The 19895-nt window shown below is 37.4% G+C and carries 9 protein-coding genes; 8 read left to right on the top strand and 1 reads right to left on the bottom strand.

Annotated elements, in window-relative coordinates; translation table 11 throughout:
• Positions 1–9 precede the first annotated feature (9 nt).
• From Xmir_RS11860 to Xmir_RS11830, 7 genes are all read left to right on the top strand, one after another.
• Positions 10–5784: a type I polyketide synthase gene (locus tag Xmir_RS11860; protein WP_099114454.1), complete on the top strand. Its 5775-nt coding sequence runs from the start codon at positions 10–12 to the stop codon at positions 5782–5784.
• Positions 5785–5922: 138 nt separating this feature from the next.
• Positions 5923–6666 carry a thioesterase II family protein gene (locus Xmir_RS11855; RefSeq protein ID WP_099114453.1) on the top strand — a complete coding sequence of 248 codons (744 nt, stop codon included), beginning with the start codon at positions 5923–5925 and terminating at the stop codon, positions 6664–6666.
• Positions 6663–6986 carry a darcynin family protein gene (locus tag Xmir_RS11850; RefSeq protein WP_099114452.1) on the top strand — a complete coding sequence of 108 codons (324 nt, stop codon included), beginning with the start codon at positions 6663–6665 and terminating at the stop codon, positions 6984–6986. Before Xmir_RS11855 ends, Xmir_RS11850 begins: the two co-directional genes overlap by 4 nt.
• A gap of 118 nt (positions 6987–7104) precedes the next feature.
• Positions 7105–9678 carry a non-ribosomal peptide synthetase gene (locus tag Xmir_RS11845; protein ID WP_244170919.1) on the top strand — a complete coding sequence of 858 codons (2574 nt, stop codon included), beginning with the start codon at positions 7105–7107 and terminating at the stop codon, positions 9676–9678.
• A 104-nt stretch (positions 9679–9782) separates the two neighbouring features.
• Positions 9783–14228 (top strand): type I polyketide synthase, encoded by a 4446-nt coding sequence (locus tag Xmir_RS11840; protein WP_099114451.1) that lies wholly within the window; start codon positions 9783–9785, stop codon positions 14226–14228.
• Between the two features lie 69 nt (positions 14229–14297).
• The gene (locus tag Xmir_RS11835; RefSeq protein WP_099114450.1) at positions 14298–15389 is read left to right on the top strand and encodes a saccharopine dehydrogenase family protein; all 1092 of its coding nucleotides are present in this window, start codon (positions 14298–14300) and stop codon (positions 15387–15389) included.
• Between the two features lie 215 nt (positions 15390–15604).
• Positions 15605–16681 carry a fatty acid desaturase family protein gene (locus tag Xmir_RS11830; RefSeq protein WP_099114449.1) on the top strand — a complete coding sequence of 359 codons (1077 nt, stop codon included), beginning with the start codon at positions 15605–15607 and terminating at the stop codon, positions 16679–16681.
• A gap of 253 nt (positions 16682–16934) precedes the next feature.
• On the opposite strand, the gene speD is transcribed toward Xmir_RS11830, so the two are convergent.
• Positions 16935–18440, bottom strand: a complete 1506-nt coding sequence (speD, locus tag Xmir_RS11825) for an adenosylmethionine decarboxylase (protein WP_099114448.1) — start codon at positions 18438–18440, stop codon at positions 16935–16937.
• A 688-nt stretch (positions 18441–19128) separates the two neighbouring features.
• On the opposite strand from speD, the gene budC reads away from it, so the two are divergent.
• The gene (gene budC, locus Xmir_RS11815) at positions 19129–19887 is read left to right on the top strand and encodes a meso-2,3-butanediol dehydrogenase (RefSeq protein WP_208620425.1); all 759 of its coding nucleotides are present in this window, start codon (positions 19129–19131) and stop codon (positions 19885–19887) included.
• Positions 19888–19895 lie beyond the last annotated feature (8 nt).

The following is a 19895-nucleotide window of genomic DNA, read 5'->3' as shown; positions in this document are numbered from 1 at the left end:
TGTTAATATATGACGAATTCATTTGATATAGCTATCGTTGGCATGGCTTGTAATTTTCCTGATGCAACTACACCACAAATGTTTTGGCAAAATCTAATTTCAGGAAAAGAAAGTATAAAAAAATTTACCCATGAAGAGTTGATAAAAAACGGGTACAGCAAAGAAGAGATCAATGATCCTAATTTTGTCCCCGCTAAAGCGATACTCAATGATTACAAGTCTTTTGATAACAATGTATTTGGTTATCTGAAAGACGAAGTTGATAAAATGGACCCGCAATGCCGGTTATTACACGAATGCTGCTGGCATGCCTTGGAAGATGCTGCGTATATTCCCGGCGATAATAAAGACAGAATAGGTTTATTTGCGGGTACTTCGATCAATTTACCGTGGATATCTAATCAGCTAAAACAGAAGCTGACTCCGGCTGAAATCTTTGATGCGGTGAATTGGAGTCTGCCGGAATCTATCATTACCCGAATAGCTTATCGATTAGGTTTAAATGGGCCGGTGATGTCTGTGCATACCGCCTGCTCAACTTCTTTGGTTGCCATTCATACCGCCTGCCAGTCAATCTTAAGCGGAGATTGTGATCTGGCTTTGGCTGGTGGGGTTTCCGTTTCATTACCTCAGGAATCAGGCTATACATACCAGCGCGGAATGATCCGCTCGGCTGATGGGCACTGTCGTCCATTTGATGCGCATTCGAATGGTACTGTGGGTGGCAATGGAGTGGGCATTCTGCTTCTGAAACTCCTTGATCGTGCTTTAGAAGATAATGATCAAATCCATGCGATTATAAAAGGGTCATCAGTTAATAATGACGGGCAACGTAAAGTGGGATTCACGGCGCCAAGTATAGAAGGGCAAGCAGAAGTTATTGCCAGTGCGCATATGTTGGCTGGTGTGGAGCCTGAAGATATCAGTTACATAGAATGTCATGGAACAGCTACTGAAATTGGTGATCCCATTGAAGTGACCGCCCTGGCACGTATATTCCAAAATTCCCATCATGTTTGTTGGTTGGGTGCGGTAAAAAGTAATATTGGTCATTTAGATGAAGCCGCCGGTGTTGCAGGTGTCATCAAAACTATTATGTCATTGAAGAATAAACAATTAGCCCCCACTCTGCATTACAATAAGCCGAATGATAAGCTGCATATAGATGAAACACCGTTTAAAGTTGTAGCCAGCCCTATGGATTGGACAGTACCTGCGGGGAAAAAAAGAATGGCAGGCGTCAGTTCTTTTGGTATTGGGGGAACGAATGCGCATATCGTGATTGCGGAAGCTGATCAGCAAGAAGAAGTACAAGATGACGGACAGCCGAATGTATTTTTAATTTCAGCAGAAACGCCCGCAGCGCTACAAAATAATCAACAGAATTTGCTGAATACACTTAAAGGCTCTAAACCGTACCGCTTGAATGATATTGCGTATGTTTTGCAAGAAGGAAGAAAACACCACCGTTATCGTAAAGCGTTTGTTGGTGCGACATATCAGGAATTATGTTCCGCTCTGGAAAGAGAGACGACGAACCCCGTAAAAGCAAAAGATCCAGAACAGAATATTGTGTTTATGTTTCCCGGGCAGGGAGCACAGTATTCAAATATGGCACTGTCACTTTATGAAAACCACTTATTATTCCGTTCAATGGTTGACTCATGTCTGCTTTTGGCTTCTGAGTATCTTGGTGAGTCCCTGCGAGACAAATGGTTTAATCATGGCGATGGTGATTTTCTTAGCGAAACACAATATGCACAGCCGGCCATTTTTATTATCGAATATGCGCTTGCCAAGTGTTTAATTGATATAAATATTAAACCCTCAATGCTCATCGGTTATAGCTTTGGGGAGCTGGTTGCCGCAACTATTGCTGACGTTTTTACATTAGAAGACGCATTAAAGTTTGTTATAAAACGCGGGCAACTCATGCAAAGTCTGCCTACTGGCGCCATGCTGAGTATTCCACTGCCTGCATCAGAGGTATTGCCGCTTTGTCCTGATCACATTGTGATTGCAATAGATAATAAAGATTCTTGCGTCGTTTCATCTGATGAACCATCCATCGAAGCGTTTTCTCAGATATTAAAGAAAAAACGTATCCTGACGACGCCCATCAAATCTAAACATGCAGCACATTCCCCCGCAATGACGAAAATAAAGGAGGAATTACTGCAAATACTTTCTGGCATTACGTTAAATGCGCCGAAAACAGCAATCATGTCCTCTGTGACGGGTAAAATACTTTCTGCCGGAGAAGTAACATCAATTCACTATTGGGCTGAACAAGCGGAAAGAACCGTGTGTTTTGTTCAGGGAATGGAAAATATTCTTAATACCAGTAATCATTATGTGTTGATTGAAGTGGGAGTGGGAAGAGATCTCGTTAATTTAATTCGCCGGTATACAACACCAGAATCCTCGCAATCAATCATACAATTGCTCCCGGAAGATAATAAAGCTGACACTCATCCTTACTTATTCTGGGCTGGATTAGGGAAAATATGGCAACAAGGCGTTAAAATTCAATGGAACAAAATACGCACATCACCAGATTGCAAACGTATTTCATTGCCCGGTTATGCTTTTGACCGAAGTATTTACTGGCCTGAAAATGCGAATTTCTTACACCTGTTTTCTGGCAATGAAAGCACAGAAATAAGTCAGACGCCTGTTACCAAGAATGAAAATATATCAGATTGGTTTTATCAATCTGTCTGGCAACAGGATATTTTAAGAAACCGGAAGCAAGAGAAAAACGTTAAGACAGCGCTTTTATTCAAGTTAGGGGATCATTCTGAGCAAAGTATCATTTACGAACAAGCATTAATCACTCATTACCACAAAGTTATTCAAGTTAGGCTTGGTCAGCAATGTAAATTGGAAATTGGCGCCCCAAGTACCATTCGTGGTCTCAACAGTGAAGATCATGCAAATTTATTCAAATTTATTAACAATAATCAGATTTCAATTGAAGACATTATCATTGATTGTACCGATGTAAACCTGACGGTTAATGAACAATTGGCTTCGGTACTTTATTTACTTAAATCACATCGCGCATTTTGCAATATAAATCATTTAAAGGATATTACCTTACTTATCCAGAATGCACGTGAAGTTTGTAATGAACCTGATATTGATCCGAATGCGGCTGCAATGCTGGTTATCAGCACGATTATCCGACAAGAATTTCATGAAGTATCTTGCCGGGCTATTGATGTTGGTCATGTGAATGACTGCTCTGCTGAGAGGCTAATACGCGAAATTGAGGAAGGTGGAAATAAAACGGTTATCTACAGAAATAACCGGAGATGGACTGAAACTTTCTTACCGTCTATTCCCTTTGTGAAGGATGAGACTTCCCGTTTGAAAAAAGAGGGGGTGTATTTACTCATCGGTGGGCGTGGTTTTATTGGTCATACATTCTCCCAATACCTTGCTACAGAATATAACGCTAATTTGGTTATTTCTTCACGTATCAAATACGAACATGACCAGAAGTGGCAATCCGTCGCCGATGCTGCAAAAAACCTGGAGTTTGTTCAGGTTGATGCGAGTGATCATGGCGCCATGAAAAAACTTATCCATGATTTGATTGCCAAATATGGCCGTATTGATGGGGTATTCTACTTGGCGGGGTTAAGCGATGACATGTCGTTTAGATCAATAAGTGAGACGGATGTAGAGTATATTGAGAGCCATCTCGTCCCTAAGCAAAAAGGAATAACAGTATTAGAACAAGTTTTGGAACCTGTTGATTATGACTTTTGCCTGATCGTTTCTTCTTTGGCGCCTATTCTCGGAGGTGTCGGATTTTTCGCATATGCGGCCGCCAGCGCCTATTTAGATGCGTTTGTATTACGCCATAACCGGAGAAACAGAAAAACATGGGCGTTAATCAACTGGGATGGCTGGGAATTAGCAGAGAAAGAAAAAATTAACGCGGGGGTGGGCAGTAGCCTGTCACACTTGCTTGTGACGAGAAGTGAGGGAATTTCTTTATTAGAAGAAGTACTCAGGTATCGGGAAGAACAAGCCCTTGTGATCTCAACGGCGGATATCAATGCACGTATTGCCCAATGGTCGGCTCCTGCTATCCACGATAATGAGACAGCCATTCAACTCAGGGATTATGCGGCAAGACCTGATTTAGATTCTGAATATGTCTTACCAAAGAGTGATGTTGAGAAAAAACTAGTCTCAGTTTGGCAAGATTTTCTGGGAATTGAACCGATTGGCTTAAAAGATGATTTCTTTGAACTGGGCGGTAATTCACTTAAAGCGATAACTTTATTATCGAGGATCCACAAAAATTGCAAAATAGATGTCTCATTAACACATTTTTTTAAGAACCCGACGATCGAAGACATTATTATTTTATCTGCTTCACAGGCAGAATCAGAGTATCAAACGATATTGCCAGCAGAAGTTCAGGAAACCTACCCGCTATCACCCGGACAGCGGCGGCTTTATCTGCAACAGATTATGGATAAAAATTCAGTTGCTTATAACGAAACAGCCGCATTTAATATTGTCGGTAAATTAGACAGGAACAAGTTTAACAAAACACTTCAATTATTATTTAAACGACAGGATTCATTGAGAGCATCATTTATTCTTTGTGAAGGCGAACCAAGACAAAAATATCATGATGACATTGAAATAAATATAGAATATTTAAAGCTTGACTCATCCAATATGAGTGATGATGAAGTGAAAATTAAGGTTAATAGCCTTATTAAGCCCTTTAAATTAGACGAACCACCTTTGATAAGAGTGACCCTGATCGAAGTTCGGGAGGGGCACTATATATTCTTCTTGGATTTACACCATATTATTTCGGATGGGCTTTCTCAAGATATCTTTGTAAGAGACTTTTTGGATCTTTATCAGGATAAGGAGCTGAAACCATTAGAAATACAATATAAAGACTACACGGTCTGGCAACAAGGCATGGTAAATGATAGTTGTATATTGGAACAGAAGGCATTTTGGTTATCAACGTTAAAAAATGTACCGGAGTTTAAATTACCAATAGATTATGCCCGAACAAACGAGGTGGGTAATATAGGTGGCCGGATAGGTTTTGTGATTGATAAGGCATTGAGTGATCAACTTGATGCGTTGGCAGAACGCGAAAATATCACAAAATTTATGCTGTTCATTTCGTCTTATGCGCTTTTGATGAAAGATATATCCGGACAAGATAAATTTGCAGTAGGTACACCAATATTGGGACGGCCGCAAAGTGAACTGCAAGGTATCATTGGTATGTTTGTAAACTTGTTGCCGATTGTCTTTGAGTGTAACGGAGAATTACCCTTTAAGCATTTTGTCAAAAGGGTCGCTGAAAGAACGATAGCCTCATTTGAGAATGCTGATTTTCAGTTTGAAAATATGGTGAAGGAGCTTAATATTAAGCCAAGGTTAAATAGAACACCGATTTTTGATACCGTATTTTCCTATATGAATATTGGAATGGCCGATTTTGTATTACCTGAAGTTAAATTCTCTCGTTATGATCTCCATCAGGAGAATACCCGATTTGATATTACCTTTTTTGTTAAGGAAAATTATTCAGGCTATGAATTCAATATTGAATACAAGAAGGATCTATTTAAAGAGAAAACAATGGAGTATTTCAAATATCGATATATTACATTATTAAATAATATCATCGCTTATCCTGATAAAGATATTCAATTTATATTGAATGCAAGTAATGAAAGTCATCATGATGAAGTGACGGAGAGTGATTTTATGGACTTTAATTTTTAGCTTGAAAGGTGAAGGGTATAATTTCCTGTTAAATGGTATATTACACGTGGCTGCCCTTATGACTTCCTATTTTTTGAAAGAGAAAAATCCGGATATTAGAAGGGCAGTTTAATTCATTATCTTATTTATAGAGTAAGTATGTTAGATAAAATTCATTTAAATACACCGATAAATGCAAAATTGAGATTATACCTTCTACATCATGCGGGGGGATCTCACATGTTTTACAGGGCATGGCAACGAGAATTACCTGATTGGATAGAGTTTATTGCGATAGAACTTCCTGGCCGTGGATTGAGCTTTGGCAAAGCGTGCCTGGAATCTATAGAAGATATTTTAGAGGCGTTATTGCCTGTGATTAAGACCGATAAACCATTTGCGTTTTTCGGGCATAGTATGGGGGCATTAATTACCTATGAACTGACTTTAAAATTGCAAGCGCGCTGTATATACCCATTATGGATTGGCCTGTCTGCATTCAAACCGCCTCATATAAAAAGAGCTGAGTTAGTTCATCGCGCCTTAATGACGGAAAATCAGTTTTTAGATTATTTAAAAACATTAGGGAATATCAGTGGATTAACTGAAGATAAACATGCGATGAAAATCATGCTTGAAATAATCAGGAAAGATTTTAAAGCAATTGATGATTTTATCATGAGTGAATCAAAGATTGATAATAAAACCGCAGTGGGTTTGTTTTATGGCAAAGAAGATTCAGAGGTGACATTTGAAATGATGAAAGGTTGGCCGGACTATATTTCAGGTCGGTGTACAACTTATGGATTCCGGGGCGGGCACTTTTATTTACAAGAAGTTAAAAGTGAAGTTATCAATAAAATAACACTTGAAATAAATGAAATCATACAGGAAATAAAATGAAATATGTCATTATTTGGACATTGATTTTCCATCAGAAATGGAATGCACTTACGCGGTATGAGCGGAAAAAATTGCAAAATGAACATTTGCCAGAGATATTAAAAAAATACAGCTCATCAATTAGCCTGAGAACGATAGATACTGAGGGTTTTACCGCAGAGTTTCAGGATTTTGTTATTATAGAAACAGAAAATTTAAGTGACTATTATTGTATGTTACAGGATATGAGAAACACACAAGTCTTCTCTGAAGAATATTTGAGTATCTCTAAAGTTTTCATGGGCATTGAAAATGCTCATGAGATTTACAACGCTGATTGATTCTAACTAACTTGATGGGTTTTAAATACATTCTTTGAAAAACGTCAATGGTGACGTTAATTAGGTCAGCTAATTTATGAGATCAATTGAGTCAATACTCAAATGATGGGATATCTATATGATGAATGTAAAAAATGAATTAAATACAAACATTGATAAAGAATATTTTTGGAAGAGAATAATTAATGATCATGAGCCATCAGAGTTTGAAAAATCCCTGATATTTAATCATGATAGCGTGAACCGACAAAAAATAGTGTTTTCACGTGAAGCATCACAAAATATCTTATCTATGGCGAATGGTTCAGATAAACGATTAAGTGCTTTACTGATATCACTGATGGGTTTTGCTCAGTCAATGATGCAGAGAAGCCAAAGCTCTTTGATTTTAACCACAAGTTATCTCGATGATGGTGAAGAACCCCAGATAATATGTGTTCCGGCAAAATATTCACCTGAACAATCTCTGGCAGAACTGATAAAGACAGTATCAAAAAATATACAGAATTTATTACAGTATAGATTAGGTTCATTTCACGAAATTTGTGAACAACCTAAATTTTTTACATCGTGTATTCTTTTGAAAAACTGTCAGACGGTGAATAAAGAAATTTATGATTTATCTGTTTCTCAAGTATTTTTTGAACATGATAATGAAATAATAAGTTGTGAAGTTCATTCACCTTATCATGTTAATTATTACGCCGAAATGATTAAAATGGTCGTGTTGTTGAGCCAGCAAATTCGTTCCCAGAAGGCGCTCAGTACACTCAAATTATCTGAAGAGTCGGGTGTATATGCCCATCACTTTACACCTGAAATTGACAGTCACTCTACTATTCATTCTTTATTTGCAGAACGAGTAAAACAGCATCCTTTGCGCACAGCGATTACAGATGAACATTGTGCTCTCAGTTATATCGAGTTAGATAAATTAAGCTCAATGTTTGCCACTAAATTGTTAAGCCAGGGTATTAAACAATATGATACCGTCGGTATTCATATGAATCGTTCATGTGCCGCCATTGTTGCTATGCTGGCTGTTTTAAAAACAGGGGCTAAATATTGTCCGCTTGATATAAATTGGCCTGCTTCCCGAAAGAAACATGTCAAAGATACCGCCTCAATTAAGCATGTCATTATTTCTGATGAAACAATCTGTGAACTTGAAGACTGTCAGAACATTGCCTATGTATCGCCTGATAGTGATACCAATATTGATATCGGCGAACCGTTTCATATAACGTCAGACGATTCTGCTTATGTTATTTTTACCTCTGGTTCAACAGGTGCGCCAAAAGGTGTTGAAGTTTCGCATGCTGCTGTCATAAATCTGGTTTTAGGATTACATGACAGAGTTTATCAACATTATCAGGGCACTCTGAATGTAGCCATGATGTCTGCACTGAGTTTTGATGCCTCAGTACAACAACTGTATCCGGCATTGTTACTCGGCCATACTCTTCATATGGTGCCTGAGTCCGTCAAGCGGGATGGAAAAAGAGTGGTTGAATTCTGGGGTAAGAATGCCATCCAGATCGCAGATTGTACGCCGACACATTTACGTATGATCCGAACACAATTCGCTGAACATTCAATTCATTGTACGGTCAATCATCTTATGATTGGTGGTGAATTGTTGGAAAAGCATAACTGGTATAATTTTGCCAAATGTTGGGAGTCGGTTCCTAATGCTTCTAATGCTTACGGCCCGACAGAATGCTGTGTGCAATCCACTTCTTTTGAATTTAACGAGAAGAGTGAAATTCAAACACCGACAATTCCCATTGGTTTTCCGATGCCGGGTGAAGAGATTATATTGATTGACGATTTTTTAAGACGGTTACCTGAAGGTGCCATTGGTGAAATTGCCATTGCTGGGAAGGGTCTTGCAAAAGGCTACATCAATCATCCAGAGTTAACCGCTGAAAAGTTTATGACTATCGAAGGTAAGAAATATTATAGAACCGGTGATCTTGCCCAATATTCAGGAGAAAATGGCTTAATTTATCTTGGCCGATCCGATAATCAGGTCAAAATTAATGGTTATAGAATTGAATTAGGGGAAATAGAAGTTGTTACTCAAAAAACGATTAATGAACAAATCAATGGGCTTGAACCCGGTTCGAAAGCGATTTGTGAAGTTTTTGTTATGGTTAATTCCCAGGACTCAGACAATAAATTTTTAGTGGCTTATATATATACCAATATTGAATTTAATGGAGAGGTTTTGAAGAAAGCATTGGCTGAACGTTTGCCAAGTTACATGATTCCGAGTTATTTCATTAAGGTTGCAGAGTTTCCGCAAAATAACAGCGGTAAAATCGATGTGGCGAGGTTGCCAGATCCCAGAAGTACTGCAAGAAACATTGAGATGAAACCTTGTAGTAGTGAGGTTGAGGTCAATATATTATCTCTTTGGGCTGAAGTTTTAAAAATAAATAAGGAAAATATCAGCTCATGTGACAACTTTTTTGATTTGGGTGGCTCTTCATATACCTTGTTACAACTTAGTATTAAATTGAATGAGTTTTTTAATAAGGAAATTGAAGTTGTTGATTTATTCCAATATACCACAATAGAACAACAAGCGATTTTTATAGAATCTCATGGAAAGGCAGAAGAAAATAATTTGGTTGACGATAATCAACTTGAACAATTTGATAATGCGATAGGAATGTTTAATCATTGAGTGTAAATGGTCAAAAAATAAGATGATGAGCAATCAGTATACGAATGGATTTCGTGAACTTTCGATTCGTATTTATTTTTAATTTTCATTGGTGATGGCATATTATGAATAAAGAAGAAAACCCAATTAATGATAAATTACCTCAAAAATTAACAGGTCTAGAAATCGCTATTGTTGGTATTTCCTGCCGGTTTCCTGATAGCCCAACGGTCGAAAGTTTTTGGAAAAATTGTCTTGAGGGTAATGACTGTATCACCCGATTTTCTGATGAAACGTTAGCTAAGAATGGTGTTCCTGAACATGAATATAAGCACCAGAATTATGTCAATGCGAAAGGTGTGATTGAAAATCCTTTGCGGTTTGATGCTGAGTTTTTCCAATACAATAAGCGCGAAGCGGAGTTACTTGAGCCACAAATCAGGCACCTTCACGAATGTAGTTTTGAGGCATTAGGTTCAGCAGGTTTAGTACCTTCAGCTTATAAAGGAAAAGTAGGCTGTTATTTGGCAGCCAGTGCTCAGTTACAGTGGCAAATGGCAGCTTATGAAGAGAGTAAACAAGACGGGGTCGGTTTATTTTCTGCATTTAGCCTTATCGAAAAAGATTTTGCGGCCACGCGCTTAGCGTATAAGTTGGGGCTGACTGGCCCGGCCGTTGCACTACAAACCGCGTGTTCTTCTTCATTAACCGCAGTGCATATGGCGGCTCGTGCATTATTACTGGGCGAATGTCAGTTGGCTTTAGTGGCCGCTGCCGCTTTGGTGACACCAAATCAACAGGGATATCTCTATCTGGATGGCATGATAGAATCACCGGATGGTGTTTGCCGCCCTTTCGATGAACAGGCCAATGGCACTGTGGGAGGTGAGGGCATTGGCGCCATTGTGCTGCAACCGTTAAAGCAGGCTCTTGCAGAAAAACGGCCTATTATTGCTTTAATTAAGGGAAGCGCTATCAATAATGATGGCGCAAGAAAGGTGGGCTATACCGCGCCAAGTATTGAAGGGCAGACAGACGTTATTCGTAGTGCAATCACAGTATCCAAAATTGATCCTAAATCCATTTCATATATTGAAGCACACGGAACGGCAACTAAATTAGGTGACCCCATTGAAATTACTGCGTTAAAAAATGTATTCCATGATTGTCCGGTGGGCAGTATTGCAATAAGTTCAGCTAAATCTATTATTGGGCATCTTGATAGTGCTGCTGGTATGGCGGGTTTAATTAAGACCGCATTAATGCTGAAAAACAAAATGCTTTGTGCCAATAAGTATTTCAGTACACCCAATTCTAAATTAAAGCTGGAATCATCACCCTTTTACATTAATAAAAATAGCCAAGAGTGGTATAGCGAATCAATCAGAAGGGCGGGCGTCAGTTCTTTTGGTATTGGAGGGACAAATGCGCATATCATCCTCGAAGAGATGATCCATGAACCATTGAATTCTGAATCACCTGAACAATTGGCACTGTTGCCGTTGTCTGCTAAGAATACAGCAAGTTTATCGATGATGGAAAATGAGTTGCTGAAACTTCTGTCAGAGAAAAAGCATAAATTATCTGATATTGCTTATACCCTGCAACAAGGGCGGGAACACTTTGATTTCCGTTCTGTATTGGTTTGTTCCGGGAATAAAACATCCAGCACTTTATCTGATTTTATTCACGGAAAAGCAAAACATTCAGCCAAAAGGATCGTCTTTTTATACCCGGGACAGGGAACACAATATCCGGGTATGGCTTATGCCTTATATCAGCAGGAAAAAATATTCAGAAATAGTTGTCAGGATTGTTTCGCTTTATTATCTGAAGATACTCAAAAAGAGTTGCATGATTTTTTTGTGAATATTTCTGAACAGAAGAGCGTATCCAACGAAATAACCCAATTAGCTATTTTTATTGTTGAATATGCCATGACATCTTTATTGCAAAATAAAGGATTTAAACCGTTTGCCTTACTTGGACATAGTTTGGGTGAGTATGTTGCGGCAACAATATCTGGCGTATTTTCTCTCAATGATGCGCTGTACTTAGTCAGTCAGCGGGCAAAACTCATTGAAATGATGTCGTCAGGTATGATGCTGAGTGTTGCATTAGGAATAGAACAGATACGCAGTTACCTTGATGAGGAATTTGATATAGCTGCAATCAATGGTAAAGAATCTGTCGTTATTTCTGGTAGTACGGCTAATATTGAGAGGCTGGCATCTGCTCTTCAAAATGATAATATCCAATGCAGAAGATTAAAAACCTCTCATGCGTTCCATTCCAGAACGATAAATGAGATTCAGGCAGAATATGCCAAGGCGTTAAATTCAGTCAGTTTTAACCATCCTGTGATACCTATCCTGTCTAATTTAACGGGTAGCTGGCATTCTGAAGAAGGTATCAGACAATCTGAATATTGGTTGTCACACCAACGAAATACCGTTGATTTTTTAGGCAGCATAGAAACATTATCAGAGTTCAATGATCTTGTTTTTATTGAGGTGGGACCTGGTAATACTTTATCCAGTTTCATACATAAGTATTATCAAAACGAAAATGAAAATAAACCATTAATCATTAATATGATTAAACACCCTAATTTGACAGATGATGACCATGAATATTTTTATCGTCAGCTTGGGAAAATATGGTGTAATACAGCAGGTATAGATTGGCAAAATATCAATCAGCCACAAGGGCATTTGATTCATATGCCAGTGTATCAGTTTGCCGGAACGGAGTATACTCAACTCAGGGATAAATTAGTTTCTGGCATCAATGTAAGTCGTGAAAATAATACGTTAAATCATAATAAACTCTATTTCCCTGGCTGGCAGCGGGAACTTTATCCTCAAATAGAAGAAGGGAATAAAGAGCAAGCGGTTTTTATTCTTTGTACCCAATCAAATAATGCCGGTCATCTTGCTTCAAGCAAAGCATTGTGGCCTGATAGCACAGTGATTTTTATTGATGATTCAGACAGTATTAAATCATTAACACCATTACCTGAAAGTAGATTTATCCTGATCCCTGAAAAAGAAAAACTCGAAAATGATCCTATTGAATACTATTTAAAATGGGTTGAAGGGCTTCGCATCATTTTAACTCTGCTAGAATTGCAAGCCGCACGATTTATTCTTTTCACACCTGAGATTGAAAATGTATTGGGATGTGAACAAGCGATACCAACGATTTCGTTATTAAAGGGTTTGGTTCAATCCATTTCTCATGAGTATCAACAGCATCAAGTCATGCAAATAGATTTATCTGGCAATGATGTAGCGGATGACAGATTTAACTTGCTGATACGGGGGCTTGTGAATTCCGGTAAATATAATCAGGTTGCAATACGGCATGGTCAGTTATGGCTTCCTGAATTCAAACCATTATCAATAACGCCTCTGAATAGTGTTGATAAAGCACATGGATTACAAGAAGGGGATTTAGTATTTATTAGCGGGGGTCTTGGTGGCATTGGATTAAAGCTGGCAGAATCATTAGCGATTCAGTATCGTGCACGTTTTGTCTTAGCCTCTCGCTCACAGTTTCCTGCAAGATCTCAATGGGATCTTATAAAGAAAGATCCGACTCAAATGGAAACAATGAAAAAAATTGAGAGTATCGAAAAAATAGAACAAGTTGGGAGTGAAGTCTATATTCATTCTGTTGATGTCTCTTGTGAAAAAGAGCTTCATTCATTGCTGCAATCAGTTGAAAAGGAATTGGGGTCATTCAGTATGGTAATACATGCAGCAGGATCTGACGCCGGTGCATTAATTGCGCAACCTAATCTCACACTGCATCGTGATATCATGGTGGCCAAAGTCTTGGGTGCTAATAACTTGCTTTCCTATTTTAGTGACAAAAGCCTTCGTTCCATGCTGTTTTGTTCTTCTTTGTTATCTTATTACGGCGCTTCTGGGCAATCTGCATATGTTGCGGCTAATGCTTATTTAGAGGCGATTGCAGACGACCAGAAGTTTCCTTTCAGGATCTGTTCCATCGCCTGGGATCGATGGTTAGAAGTGGGTATGGCGGTTAATACCATAAAAAATCCAAATACAACGATCGGCTTAACTAATCAAGAAGGACAAGATGTATTTCTTCAGATAGTTTCACATTATCCTAATAAGTTTTCAGTGTCAGTATTACCAATAAAAGACAGAATAGAACAAGATGAGATTTCACGATTAAATAATAAAGATTATGTCTCCAATATAAAAAATCCACGTACTGAGGGTTCAATAAAGGAGATTATTATAGACGTATGGGGACATCAGTTGGGTCTTTCTGAATTGGATGAATACATAAGCTTTTTTGATTTAGGTGCGACTTCGCTTGATATTGTTCAAGTTAACGAAAAGTTAAAGCAGAAGTTAAATATGGATATTCCTATTGCAATGATGTTTACTTATAGTTCTGTAGTTAAACTGCAAACTGCGTTGCAGAATATAATCAATGAATACAGTGGTACGCATCAGGATAAGGAAAATATAAATCAAAATGATAGAAGGAGTTTAGCTAAAAAACGCATGAATAAAAGATTACGTAATAATTGAAATTGTATTGCCAAATGTACTTAGTCATTCGGGAAAGTAAATCTTGAGTTCTATTCTGAGGGTTATTAAATGAAAAAATTATCTGTCTTATTAGTTGGAGGGTATGGCATTGTTGGGCTGCAAGTTGCACAGATTTTAAATCAGCATGCGCCTGAGCTGGAGTTAATTATTGCAGGGAGAAATATTGATAAGGCCAGACGGCTAGCCCAAACGTTAGGAAATGCAACGGCGGTGGCTCTTGATATTGATAATATCAATTTATCAGATGAAATAAAAATTGACATAATATTAGCCACTGTTAATGATCCCAAAGATAATTTATTGCATTTTGCAAATAAAAATGGCATTGCTTATATAGATATCACGCGTTGGACTGAACGATTGCAGGTTGCGCTAAGCAAGGCTGTGATCATGAGAAATAAAAAACCAAGCTCAATGATTTTTGCGTCATCGTGGATGGCGAGTGTGGTTGCAACACTTGCCAATAATATGAGTAAGTCATTAGTAAACATCACGAATATTGACATCAGTATACTCAGTGCTTCGAATGATAAATCAGGTCCAGATTCATTTGATTATTTGGATAGCCTTGCGACTCCATTTACTGTAAAACAAAATGGGCGATATCAGAAAGTACTTCCTTTTTCGGATGAACGTATCATCTTATTTGATGAGGATTGTCGGTATAGTGTTTTTCGTATAGATATGCCTGATCAATTTATTTTGCCTTTAATAACAAATGCTCAAACTATTGCCACGAGAATTGGTTATGATAATCATAAGGCAAATAAGATATTATCATTTTTTATAAAAAACGGTATTTGGAAATTGATATCAGGTGATCTGTTTAAAAAGTTACGTAAAAAGATTTTTTATCATCCCGGTACAGGCGATCAGCATCAAATTCGGATTGATATACACGGAACTGATGAAAAAGGGGATCGAAAACATATATATACCCATATTAAAGACCCTAAAGGACAAGCACATTTAACCGCTACAAGCGCTGCTGCTTTAGTTATGCAGTTGGCTGAGCACATTCAACGTGATCAAGATGATATTTTGATGATGGGAGAAGAGTTTTTATGTACTGAAAAGCTTAAAGCACTTTTACAGTCAGAAGATATTATTCTGAATGAGAAAAATGAAATATTAAAGTAATTCCTTTTAAGTTATCTTAAGTGACTGGAATAAGAAAGCTGATTAAACGAATCTTCCAGTCACCTGGTTAACCAGATGATTGTATTGCGTAAGAAGAGATAACAAAGCGGTAATTTGAAAGCGTTCAGTTTTTTAATGGTGTTGTTGTTATTTTAATGATAATCAAAGCTTAATTCATCTCGTTATTAATAAAAATATCAGGAGGGGATTTCATTATGCCGTTGTCTGAAATAAAGTTAAGCAATCATTTCAATATATCTCGCAATGTGATTTCCAGTTTAAGGACGCTGAGGAAATTGGATAATTATCATTGGGCTATTGCCCTTTCAAAAGATTATCTTGTTATAATAATTGCGATATATTTAAGTGTTGGTATAAGTTTCTGGTTCTACCCACTCTCTTTATTGATGATAGGTTCGACACAACGAGCATTTACTAATATATTACATTATTCATCTCATTATGTTTTAGCTAAAAACAAATTCCTGAATTATATCGCCGGAACTTTTTTATCTGGGCATTTGGTATTTCATTTGCTTAGTACTTATAAAGATCCTCATGTCAGGTATCATCACGCGCATTTAGGTGATCCAGAAAAAGATCCTGATTATAAATTCCATATAGATAGTGGGTTATATGATTTTAATCAAAATGATAAAGAGTTTTTTATACAAAATATATTATTAACACTTTCAGGATACAGAACATTTAAATATATAAAATATGTAATAGAAGACAGAATTAAATCAAGGAAAAATAAGGAGTTAAAAAAAGAAGAAAATAAAGTTGTAAAGAAAAAATCAGAAAATGATAAAGAATCAACTTTCTTTTTTATTTATTGGATTGTGATACTTTCAATCATTATTTATTCTGGTTGCTTCCTGTATTTTATTCTGCTTTGGATAGTTCCATTATTTACGGTTACAGTAGCTATTGGATGGATTATCGGCATAGCTGAACATTATCCTCTGCCTGCATCTGAAAAGGAGGCATTATTGCTAACACGAAATACAAAAGGTATTTGGTGGGAACGCTTTTTGTTTGGAAGGCATTATGATAATTATCATTTGGTACATCACTTGTATCCGGGTATTCCTCACTGGAACATCAAGAAAGCGCATATATATTTACTGAATGATCCCAATTATCAAAAATGGGATGATCTGTGGGGCGGAATATTTATCCGTGAATATCCGCACCAAGAAACGATGCTAAGTTACGCATCAAAGTATAGAAAATTCAAAAAAGAGAATAAAGAGGGGAGTTTTGCAAAACGCCTACTTTCTATTTGAGTATTTTTGAATATTTTTTATATAAAACGATTTAATCTAAACGGGGCTTTCAGGGCCCTATTATGGTTTTTGGGTATCAGGCAATCAGTTCCGGGAGATTTATACAAGATAACATAGCGATTTAAATTAGTTATTCTGTAACTGATTGTCTTTCACGCCCGGCTAATTAACAATCAGTTCCTTCGTTGAGTAAATAAAATCAATGCTTCAACGTTCAGTAAGGTGCTAAGAAGATATTCTATTTATTTTAAAATTAAAAACCCCGCTGTAGTATCTTATATTCGTATTCTTGAGCATTAAGCTGCGTTTGTAGCTGCATCATAAATGTATCTTGATGTTTAAATTCATTGCAAACGAATAAATCAAGAGCGGCATATTGATGTTCAGGCCATGTGTGAATAGTAAAATGTGACTCTGCTAATATTAGTGCGCCACTGACACCCCATGGTTGGAATTGGTGGAAATTATGAGTAACAACATTCAGCTCACATTGTTGGGCAATATCAAGCATGATTTTTTCAATGGCTGGTACAGATTTCAGTATCTCTGCATCACAATCTTTCATATCTATGATAATGTGAGTGCCAAGTTGTCGTGTATTATCCGATGAACCTACTTTTTCCTGACCACGATATTGAAATTTAGTGCCGTGACACTTATTACAAGTTGCCTCTATGAGCTGTTCTATCGTTAATATGCTCTTTCCGTGTCCAATGGTTACCATGTTATTACATGATTTACATTGGTAAAATTTTATACGGGGGTTAATTTCTCCAGTATAAATTTTGTCTGAATAATTATTTCCCCCTGAGATCGTCGGGTATGTTTGAGGTGTAACAGAAAGAACATAGAGATCGCTGACATTACTGATAATACTTCCGCCATGATATTTATTGAATTGCGGATAAATATGTTTGATAAGAAGATTCTGATTGTTGAATAACCTTTGAACTTCTTGGTTTTCCATTGGTTTTTTTTGACCAAAGGAGAGTAAAATCTCACTATTATCATTTTTAGTGAAACTAATAGCACGTGATAAAAATAGCTTTAATCCGCTCAATGTATAAGGTGGGTCTGTCAAAACGATATCAAAATTTTTAGTGTATACATTAGCGAGTTTTAGATTTAAGTATTCAGTATTAATGACAAAATCATTTTTCTCTGCGATATCTCGAATAAATGTGAGTAGATCTTGATCGATATCCTTGACAAAAATATTTTTTGAGCAGCCGTAGCCGAGCTTTTTAAATGCCATCATCAGGGCTAGGGAAGTCAAATCATCATCACCCAAAAATAAAATATTTTGTTTAAATACTCTTGGGTTATTAAGTAATAGCATTACCCGGCGTATTGATGTCTCTAATGTCGCATGTGCTTGATCTAACAAAACATTGACTTGAGGTCTGCTGTTATATATAGGCTCCAATAAAACGAAAAGCTCCTTCTCAAACTCTTCTCGTTTCTCCTCTGATGACAGCAAGTTATATTTATTTATATCAATTGTTCGGTATCCCAGTTCATCTTGTACGTATTTTACGCCGATAGGGTTTAACTTAAAAACACCTTTATTTTCAGCGTAATCATATTTTATTAATTCTTTTTTAAATGCGGAGATGATGGGAATAGGTAAACCGCTTTTTAATGAAATGTCTTTATTTGATGTACGGTCATATAAATATAAGCGTATTAATAATGTCTCTAGCACTTCAACTGGGTGTGACAACTCCATATTGTTTCTTATAACATTCAGCGTGTTCATGGTAATCTCTTTTTACGTGATTTACTAATTTCACAACGTAATTAAAACTCAGAATTATTAACCCAGATGTTTAAATTCCACTTGAATCTGCTACCGTTGTTCTTACTAAGATCTGCAATTTATCCCCCTCCCATAAATTCTGGAAATTTACTTATACTGTTTATAAATCCAACCATTATATAAGGGATTATAATTTTCAACTAGTTTCTATTACTCTTGGAAATAGTAAATAAGGGTAATATGTTTATGATTTTTCTCTTAACTGAATCCATCAGCATTGTGATATCTCTCGCAAATTTAATGTAAATATACTCAAGTCGGAGTATATATCTCAGGCCGGTTAGGGGCGAATCAATCAAATCTTTTTTTAAAACTAATGATAAAGAGTCTTTCCATTCCCACATCTTAAGACACCACTAGATAGCTCAAGAACATTATTATCTTCTTCATTTGGAATCTGAGTCAGAACACTATTTGGCATCATCAGCAGATAATGAACATGCTTTATTGCCATTATTAGTTTCTTTTAATGGCAATATTGTGATCTCAACGAATGTTATCTTTTCGCCTCTACAGGATTATGAGCCGGCAAGGTTAAATGATCCGTTTATCCGCTAGAAGCTGGATAAATTTTTCAGTGGAATTAGCGCCAGACAAATTTTGAGGATACATCTGTGAGGGCAATAACATGATTCGTTTTGAGGATAAGGTTGTCATTATTACCGGCGCAGGAAGCGGTATTGGGGAGGCTACAGCAAAACGCTTTTCACAAGAGGGAGCTATTGTTGTATTGGCTGGACGGGATACTGACAAGCTTAATCGTGTACTCAGTGAGTTGTCATCGGACAAGGCGTTGGTGATTCAGACTGATGTTGCAGATCGGGAATCGGTCAAAAATATGGTTGATGAAACGGTCAGTCATTTTGGCCGGATAGACATTCTGGTCAACAATGCGGGTTTGTATGTTGTGGGCGACTTATTGAGTACTTCACAAGAAGACGGTAATGCAGTCCTGGCTACAAACCTCAATGGCGTACTCAATTGTAGCTATTTTGCTTTACCTCATTTGCTGGAAAGCAAAGGGTGTATTGTCAATAACGCCTCTGTATCCGGGGTAGGGGGAGATTGGGGCAATGCTCACTATTGTGCAGCGAAAGGCGCTGTGGTGAATTTAACGCGTGCCATGGCACTGGATTATGGCTCACAGGGTATTCGCGTCAATGCGGTTTGCCCAAGTTTAGTATTGACGCCGATGGTCGCTTGTTTTGACGACGAAACCCTGAAACACTTCGATAGTCGTATTCCGTTGAAAAGGGCAGGTCAACCTTCCGAAGTTGCAGCCGCCATAGCATTTTTGGCGAGTGAAGATGCCAGTTTCATTAATGGTGTGAACCTGCCGATAGATGGCGGAGTAACCGCATCCAATGGTCAACCCAATTTTAGCTAACGATATTG

Source organism: Xenorhabdus miraniensis (genome assembly GCF_002632615.1).
The sequence above is the reverse complement of the archived record's forward strand: the minus strand, read 5'-3'. Positions and strand labels throughout refer to the sequence as shown.